The organism is Acidimicrobiia bacterium, from assembly GCA_036396535.1.
GTDB lineage: Bacteria > Actinomycetota > Acidimicrobiia > Spongiisociales > UBA5794 > DASWKR01.
The window spans coordinates 1-7011 of record DASWKR010000086.1 but is presented as its reverse complement, the minus strand read 5'-3'; the positions used below and the strand labels follow the sequence as shown (position 1 = coordinate 7011).

Below are 7011 nucleotides of genomic sequence, written 5' to 3'. Positions count from 1 at the left end.
GATCGGCTTACCCGCCTCCCGGGCCAACTCCACGGCCCTGCGGCGGAACTCTGGTGGATACGGTGCAGGCACGCTTCTCCTCTCTCGGGGCCCTGAAGGCCCCAGACGCTAGGTGTCCGGAGAAGCGGGGGAAGTCCACTTCTGGGACAGGTCAAAGTTGGGTCTGGCTTGGAGGTGCCGCACGGTGGGTGTGTGGGGATGAGCACGGTGGCGTGCCGGGCCGACGCGTCGCGGCGGTGAGTGGGGTTCGACCTACCATTCGGAACATGCTTCGGTTCCTCACCGCAGGTGAGTCGCACGGTCCCGCCCTCGTCACGATCGTGGAGGGGTTGCCTGCCGGGCTGACGGTGACGCGTGCCGGTCTCGCAGCCGAGCTGGCGAGGAGACGATCGGGGTTCGGGCGTGGCAGGCGGATGGGTCTCGAGCAGGACGAGATCGAGATGCTCGGCGGGGTGCGGTTCGGCAAGACGCTCGGCAGCCCGGTGGCGATCGTCGTGCGAAACACCGAGTGGCCCAAGTGGCAGGAGCAGATGTCGCCCGAGCCGGGCGACGGCGCCGGTCGAAAGCTCACCGCGCCGCGGCCGGGGCACGCCGACCTCGCCGGGATGCTCAAGTACGACACCCACGACGCCCGCGACATCCTCGAACGGGCCTCTGCCAGAGAGACCGCCGCCCGGACGGTTGCAGGCTATCTGGCGAAGACCATGCTCGCCGAGCTCGGCGTCGAGATCGTGAGCCACGTCGTCTCGATCGGAGACGCCGCCTCGACCAGCGAGGCGCTGCCGACCCCTGCCGACCTCGCCGCCATCGACGCGTCGCCGGTCCGAGCGTTCGACCGCCAAGCCGAGCGGGCCATGGTGGCCGCCATCGAAGCCGCCCAGGCCGACCGGGACACGCTCGGCGGCGTCGTCGAGGTCCTCGCCTACGGCCTGCCTCCCGGCATCGGGAGCCACGTCCACCACGACAGGAAGCTCGACGGCCTGCTGGCGGGGGCGCTCATGTCGATCCACGCCATCAAGGGCGTCGAGGTGGGCGACGGCTTCGCGTCGGCGGGGCGCAGGGGGACCGCGGCTCACGACGAGATCTATCACGAGCAGGGGGCCGGGTATCACCGCACGACGAACCGGGCAGGCGGTACCGAGGGAGGGATGACGATCGGCGACGTCCTGCGGCTCCGGGCCGCCATGAAGCCGATCTCGACGGTGATGCAGCCCCTCGACACGGTGGACGTGGTGACGCGAGAGCCCGAGAAGGCGTTCCGGGAACGCAGCGACGTGTGCGCCGTCCCGGCGGCGGGTGTCGTCGCCGAGCAGATGGTGGCGATCGTCCTCGCCCAGGAGATGCAGCGAAAGTTCGGGGGCGACACCATCGGCGACATGACCGAGGCGCTCGAGGCGTACCGCAAACGGCTCGCCTCGTTCTGAATCCCGACATGGCTGACCACCTGTGGCTGATCGGGATGATGGGATCCGGCAAGAGCGCCGCCGGGATGGCAGCCGCCGCCATGGTCGACGCCGGCTTCGTCGACACAGACGATGTCGTGGCCCGGCGGGCGGGATGCTCGATCGCCGAGCTGTGGGGGACCGTCGGAGAACAAGCGTTCCGGCAGATGGAGAGCGCCGCCATCATCGACGCAGAGGGTGGTGAGCCGTCCGTGATCGCCACCGGGGGTGGAGCGGTGCTCGACCCCGCCAACGTGGCCGTCATGCGGCGCAGCGGCACGATCGTGTGGCTCCGGGCAGCTCCGGCGACCCTGGCGGAGCGCGTCGGTGACGGGCGAACCCGCCCGCTGCTCGCATCGGAGAGTGTCGGCGAGGACGTGGAGCAGATCGCCGCGGCGCGCCAGGCCGCTTACACCGAAGCGGCCGACACCGTCATCGACACCGACGCCCTCGACGTGGGCGCCGTCGCATCGACCATCGGAGAGCTGTGGAAGAGATCCTGATCGAAGAGGGGGGCGCCGTCGCATCCCGGGTGCTCGTCGAGGCCGGTGTGGTCGACTCGCCCGACGTGGCGCGCCTGCTGCTGCCGGAACGCCCCGCGAGGCGCCGCGTGGCCTTCGTGACCCAACCGGGGGCGGCGGCGGTCGCCGGCGCCCTCGCCGACCGGGTGGCGGCGGCCGGGCTCGACACGGCCGTACACGAGATCCCGGATCGTGAAGAGGGGAAGTCCCTGGCGGCGGCCGAGGCATGCTACCTGTGGCTCAACTCGCGAGGGATGGCGAGGAGCGACACCGTCGTCGGCGTCGGCGGAGGGACCGTCATCGACTTGGCCGGGTTCGTCGCCGCCACGTACATGCGCGGCCTCGAGGCAGTGCTCGTGCCGACCACGCTGCTCGCCGCCGTCGATGCCGCCATCGGAGGGAAGACGGGCGTCAACGTGGGCGGCAAGAACCTTGTGGGCGCCTTCAAGCACCCTGCGGTCGTGCTCGTCGACCCCGCCCTCCTTGCCTCGCTCCCCGACCACCTCGTCGTCGAGGGCGCCGCCGAGGCTCTCAAGACGGGGTTCATCGGGGACCCGGCCCTCGTCGAGTTGTACGAGCGCCACGGCTTGGAGGCGCCGATGAGCGCGGTCGTGACGCGCTCGATCGCCGTCAAGGCCGCCCTCGTGTCCGCCGACTTCAAGGAGTCGGGCGCCCGTACGCACCTCAACTACGGCCACACCATCGGCCATGCCGTCGAAGCCGCCACCGGCATCCCCCACGGCCACGCCGTCGCCATCGGCATGGCGGCGGCCGCCGCGGTCGCCGAGCGGGAATCGGGGTTCGGGGAGAGGGCGCGGCACGATCGGATCATCGAGTCACTCGGCTTGCCGGTGCGCGCCCCGGCGGTTTCGAGCGCTGCGGTGCTCGACCTCGTCGCCCTCGACAAGAAACGCGACGAGAACGGCCTGCGGATGGTGCTGCTCGAGGCCATCGGCAGGCCGGTCGTCCGCCATGCGGGCCGGGCTACCGTTGCCTCGGCGCTCGCTTCGGTCGGGATCGACTGAGGCGACGGCGCCACCCCGACGATCCGGAGAGCCGATGAATCACGCCAAACGCCTCGAGCGCCTCACCGGAGACTTGGAGCGCCCCCTCCTCGTCACGTCGCTGGCCAACATCCGCTACCTCACCGGCTTCACCGGGAGCAGCGGCTACCTGTTCGTCACGCCGGAGGGGTCCACCTTCGTGACAGACGGGCGCTACGGCGAGGTCGCCTCAGCCCTCGTTGCCGGCCTGACGGCGACGAACCTCGTCGTGTACAGCGCAGGACTGCCGGACCGGCTCGCCGAGACCATCGGCTCCGCCCCGGCGGTCGACCTCGAAGCGGCCCACGTCTCCTGGGACTTCGTCCGCCAGCTCCAGGCAGCGAGCGGCGCCGAGCTCACCGCGGCGACGGGCGTCGTCGAGTCGTACCGGGTCGTGAAGGACACCGACGAGATCGCCGCGCTGCGGAGCGCCGCCTTGGCCGGTGACGCAGCATTCACGGCGCTCGACGCCCTCAGGATGGGCGCCGCCACGGAAGGCGAGCTCGGCGACGGTCTTGTGTCGACCATGAAGGTTGCGGGAGGCGATCAGGCCGGGTGGCCCCCGATCGTGGCGACGGGACCCAACGCGGCAAGGCCGCACCACCGGGCAGGGGACGACAAGCTGGGCGACGGGGTGCTCCTGCTCGACTACGGCTGCGTGGTCGACGGCTACCACTCCGACATGTCCCGCACGGTCTGGGTCGGCGGCGACGTCGAGGACGAGGTGGCCGCCGTCCACGCCGCCGTGCTGGAGGCCAACGAGGAGGGGATCGCGGCCGTGGCGCCCGGGGTCGAGGCGGGCGCCGTCGACGCCGTCTGCCGGGACGTGCTGCGACGCCACGGCTACGAGGAGCACTTCCTGCACTCGACAGGCCACGGGGTCGGGCTCGATATCCACGAGAGCCCGGCGGTGCGGCGCGGCTCCGAGGAGGTGCTGGCTCCCGGCCAGGTGATCACCATCGAGCCGGGCGTGTATCTTCCCGGCCGGTTCGGAGTGCGTATCGAGGACATGGTCCTCGTCACCGAAGCAGGCCACGAGGTGCTCACCACGTCGAGCAAGGAGCTGGAGCCGGCATGATCTCCACGAACGACGTGCGCTCGGGGATGGCGCTCAACCTCCCGGACGGGCTGTTCCAGGTCATCGACTCAGAACACGTCAAGCCGGGCAAGGGAAAGGCGTTCGTGCGCATGAAGCTGCGCAACGTCGACTCGGGCGCCGTCGTCGACCGGACCTTCCGGGCGCAGGAAGACGTCCCCAGGGCGATCATCAACCGGCAGGACTTCCAGTTCCTCTACCGAGACGACCTCGGGTTTCACTGCATGAACGGCGAGACGTTCGATCAGATCGCCATCTCACGAGAGCTCGTAGGCGAAGCGTCCCACTACATGGTGGAAGGCGCCAGCGTCCAGGTCCACCTGTACGAAGGGAAGCCGATCGGAATCGAGCTCCCGGCGTCCGTCGAGCTCGAGGTCACCTACGCCGAGCCCGGCGTCAAGGGCGACCGGGTGTCGGGGGCGACGAAGCCCGTCACACTGCAGACCGGTCTCGTCATCCAAGCTCCCTTGTTCGTCGACCAGGGAGACGTCGTGAAGGTCGACACCCGCAGCGGGGGCTACATCACGAGGGTGTCCTGAGGGACGACCAACCTCGCAGGCCGGAAGCGCGTGTCCAGGCGCTCGAGGCGCTGTATGCCGCCGACTCACTCGGAGCGGTCCCCGTCGTCGAAGGCCTCTCGGCGCGTGCGAGGCGCCTCACGGAGGGGGTGTGGCAGCATCTGGCGGCGCTCGACGCCGAGATCGGGGCGGTCTCGTCCGGGTGGCGCATCGAGCGGATGCCTGCCGTCGACCGCGCCATCCTGCGCCTCGCCCTCTACGAGTTGAGACACACGGACACGCCGCTTGGGGTCGTGATCGACGAGGCGGTCGAGCTGGCGAAGCGTTACTCGACCGAGCGATCGGGCGCATTCGTGAACGGAGTGCTCGCCAAGCTGGCGTGACGCCCGCACGAGGGGCGCGGCCACGCAAGCATCGAGGATCAACCCGTCCTCGGCGAGGAGCCGGGTGGCGAGCACGGCGTGCTACCGTCCTCTTTGACGCCCGCGCTGGGCTTCTGACACCTTTAAGACCGGTCCCGAGAGGCCGGAAAGGAAGAGGCGGAGACATGTCGCCACGACTCGGGGCTGCCGTGCGCAGTGGCCACCACCTTGCCGGACCCACCTGCTTGCGGCGCGCCCGGACGGCCGTGCCATGACGCGGGTCATGGACGACGCCGACGTCGCCAGGGCGCTGCGGCGTATCGCCCACGAGATCCTCGAGAGGAACAAGGGCGGCTCCGACCTCGTGATCGTCGGTATCCACACCAGGGGCGTCCCGCTCGCCGAGCGTTTGGCCGGCGAGATCGCCGACATCGAGGGCGCTCCCATCCCGTCGGGGAAGCTCGACATCGGCCTGTACCGCGACGATCTGGACAGCAGGCCGACCGTCTCGCTCGGCCCGACCGAGATCCCGGTCGATATCGACAAACGCACCGTCGTGCTCGTCGACGACGTGCTCTACACCGGCAGGACGATACGGGCGGCACTCGATGCCCTCGCCGACCTCGGGCGGCCTGCCGTCGTTCAGCTCGCCGTGCTCGTCGACCGGGGCCATCGCCAGCTTCCCATCAGGGCCGACTACGTCGGCAAGAACATCCCGACGTCCCTCGGAGAGCACGTCTCCGTCCGCCTTCGGTCGGTCGATGCCGACGAAGGCGTGTTCATCGACGCCGCCCACCTCGGAGGTGATGCGTGAGGCACCTGCTGACGACGGAGACGCTCGACCGGGCGGCGATCGAGTCGTTGCTCGACAGCGCAGACGAGTTCCTGGACGTGCTCCACCGGCCGATCCCCAAGGTCCCGGCGCTGCGAGGGAAGACCGTGGCGACGCTGTTCTTCGAGCCGTCGACCCGCACCAGGATGTCTTTCGAGAAGGCGGCTAAAGCCCTCTCGGCCGACATGATGTCCTTCTCACCGAGCACGTCCTCGCTCAAGAAGGGCGAGAGCCTCAAGGACACGGTGCTGACCATCCACGCCATGGGTGTCGACTGCATGGTGGTGCGCCACGAGGCAACCGGGGCGGCGTGGCGGGTCGCAGAGTGGGTCGACGTGCCCGTGATCAACGGGGGGGACGGCGCCCACCAGCACCCGACCCAAGCGCTGCTCGACTGCCTGACGATCAGGCAGCGCTTCGGAGGCCTCGACGGGCTCCGCATCGCCATCGTCGGGGACGTCAGACACTCCCGCGTCGCCCGCAGCGACGTCTTCGCGATGGCGACGCTCGGCGCCGAGATCACGCTGATCGCGCCGCCGACGCTGCTGCCGCTCGACACGACCGGCTGGCCGGTGGGCACGTCGTGCAACCTCGACGACATACTGACCGAGTTCGACGTCGTCTACCTGCTGCGGGTGCAGGCCGAGCGAGGAGGAGCATCCGTGTTCCCGTCGAACGCCGAGTACCGGGGGCGTTTCGGGATGACCAGAGAGCGGATGAGCAGGCTCAAGCCCGACACGGTGGTGCTGCACCCCGGGCCGATGATCCGCGGGATCGAGATCGACGCCGCCGTGGCCGACGACCCCCGCTGCCTGGTGCTCGGGCAGGTGACCAATGGTGTCGCCGTCCGCATGTCGGCTCTCTACCACCTGATGGGAGGCGTGACCGTTGAATGACGTGCTGATCGGAGGCGGCCTGGTGGTGACGCCCGACGGGCCGATGAGAGCCGACGTGCTCGTCAGCGAGGGGATCGTCGCCCAGGTCGGTGAGGGTGTCCGGCGCGACGGGGCCACGGTGCTCGATGCATCGGGGGCGTGGGTCGGGCCGGGCTTCGTCGATCTCCACGCCCACCTCAGGGAGCCGGGTCAGGAGCACAAGGAGGACATCGTCTCCGGGTCGGCGGCGGCTGCGGCAGGCGGCTACACGGCGCTCGTGGCGATGCCGAACACCGATCCGCCGATCGACCGAGGTCACCTC

At 69.9% G+C, this 7011-nt stretch carries 9 protein-coding genes; all 9 read left to right on the top strand.

Going from position 1 to position 7011, the window contains the following annotated elements:
* The first annotated feature begins 266 nt into the window (after positions 1 to 266).
* A complete protein-coding gene (gene aroC, locus VGC47_14815) occupies positions 267 to 1424 on the top strand; it encodes a chorismate synthase (GenBank protein HEX9856580.1) in 1158 nt (385 codons plus the stop codon).
* A gap of 8 nt (positions 1425 to 1432) precedes the next feature.
* Positions 1433 to 1945: a shikimate kinase gene (locus VGC47_14810; protein HEX9856579.1), complete on the top strand. Its 513-nt coding sequence runs from the start codon at positions 1433 to 1435 to the stop codon at positions 1943 to 1945.
* Positions 1930 to 2988, top strand: coding sequence for a 3-dehydroquinate synthase family protein (locus VGC47_14805; protein HEX9856578.1), 1059 nt, complete (start codon positions 1930 to 1932; stop codon positions 2986 to 2988). The genes VGC47_14810 and VGC47_14805 overlap by 16 nt, the downstream gene beginning before the upstream one ends.
* Positions 2989 to 3022: 34 nt before the next feature.
* Complete coding sequence (locus VGC47_14800) at positions 3023 to 4084, top strand: Xaa-Pro peptidase family protein (protein HEX9856577.1); 1062 nt, start codon at positions 3023 to 3025, stop codon at positions 4082 to 4084.
* Positions 4081 to 4641: an elongation factor P gene (gene efp / locus VGC47_14795; GenBank protein HEX9856576.1), complete on the top strand. Its 561-nt coding sequence runs from the start codon at positions 4081 to 4083 to the stop codon at positions 4639 to 4641. Before VGC47_14800 ends, efp begins: the two co-directional genes overlap by 4 nt.
* A complete protein-coding gene (nusB, locus tag VGC47_14790; protein HEX9856575.1) occupies positions 4638 to 5003 on the top strand; it encodes a transcription antitermination factor NusB in 366 nt (121 codons plus the stop codon). The genes efp and nusB overlap by 4 nt, the downstream gene beginning before the upstream one ends.
* Before the next feature lie 250 nt (positions 5004 to 5253).
* Positions 5254 to 5796, top strand: a complete 543-nt coding sequence (gene pyrR / locus VGC47_14785; GenBank protein ID HEX9856574.1) for a bifunctional pyr operon transcriptional regulator/uracil phosphoribosyltransferase PyrR — start codon at positions 5254 to 5256, stop codon at positions 5794 to 5796.
* Complete coding sequence (locus tag VGC47_14780; protein ID HEX9856573.1) at positions 5793 to 6710, top strand: aspartate carbamoyltransferase catalytic subunit; 918 nt, start codon at positions 5793 to 5795, stop codon at positions 6708 to 6710. Before pyrR ends, VGC47_14780 begins: the two co-directional genes overlap by 4 nt.
* A 1-nt stretch (position 6711) precedes the next feature.
* Positions 6712 to 7011, top strand: a 300-nt coding sequence (locus tag VGC47_14775; protein ID HEX9856572.1) for an amidohydrolase family protein, incomplete at its 3' end; no start/stop codon positions are given.

What these genes read in the sequence shown, in the direction of transcription:
- aroC (HEX9856580.1), top strand. Translation starts at nt 267, where the DNA reads ATGCTTCGGTTCCTCACCGCAGGTGAGTCGCACGGTCCCGCCCTCGTC.
- VGC47_14810 (HEX9856579.1), top strand. Translation starts at nt 1,433, where the DNA reads ATGGCTGACCACCTGTGGCTGATCGGGATGATGGGATCCGGCAAGAGC.
- VGC47_14800 (HEX9856577.1), top strand. Translation starts at nt 3,023, where the DNA reads ATGAATCACGCCAAACGCCTCGAGCGCCTCACCGGAGACTTGGAGCGC.
- efp (HEX9856576.1), top strand. Translation starts at nt 4,081, where the DNA reads ATGATCTCCACGAACGACGTGCGCTCGGGGATGGCGCTCAACCTCCCG.
- pyrR (HEX9856574.1), top strand. Translation starts at nt 5,254, where the DNA reads ATGACGCGGGTCATGGACGACGCCGACGTCGCCAGGGCGCTGCGGCGT.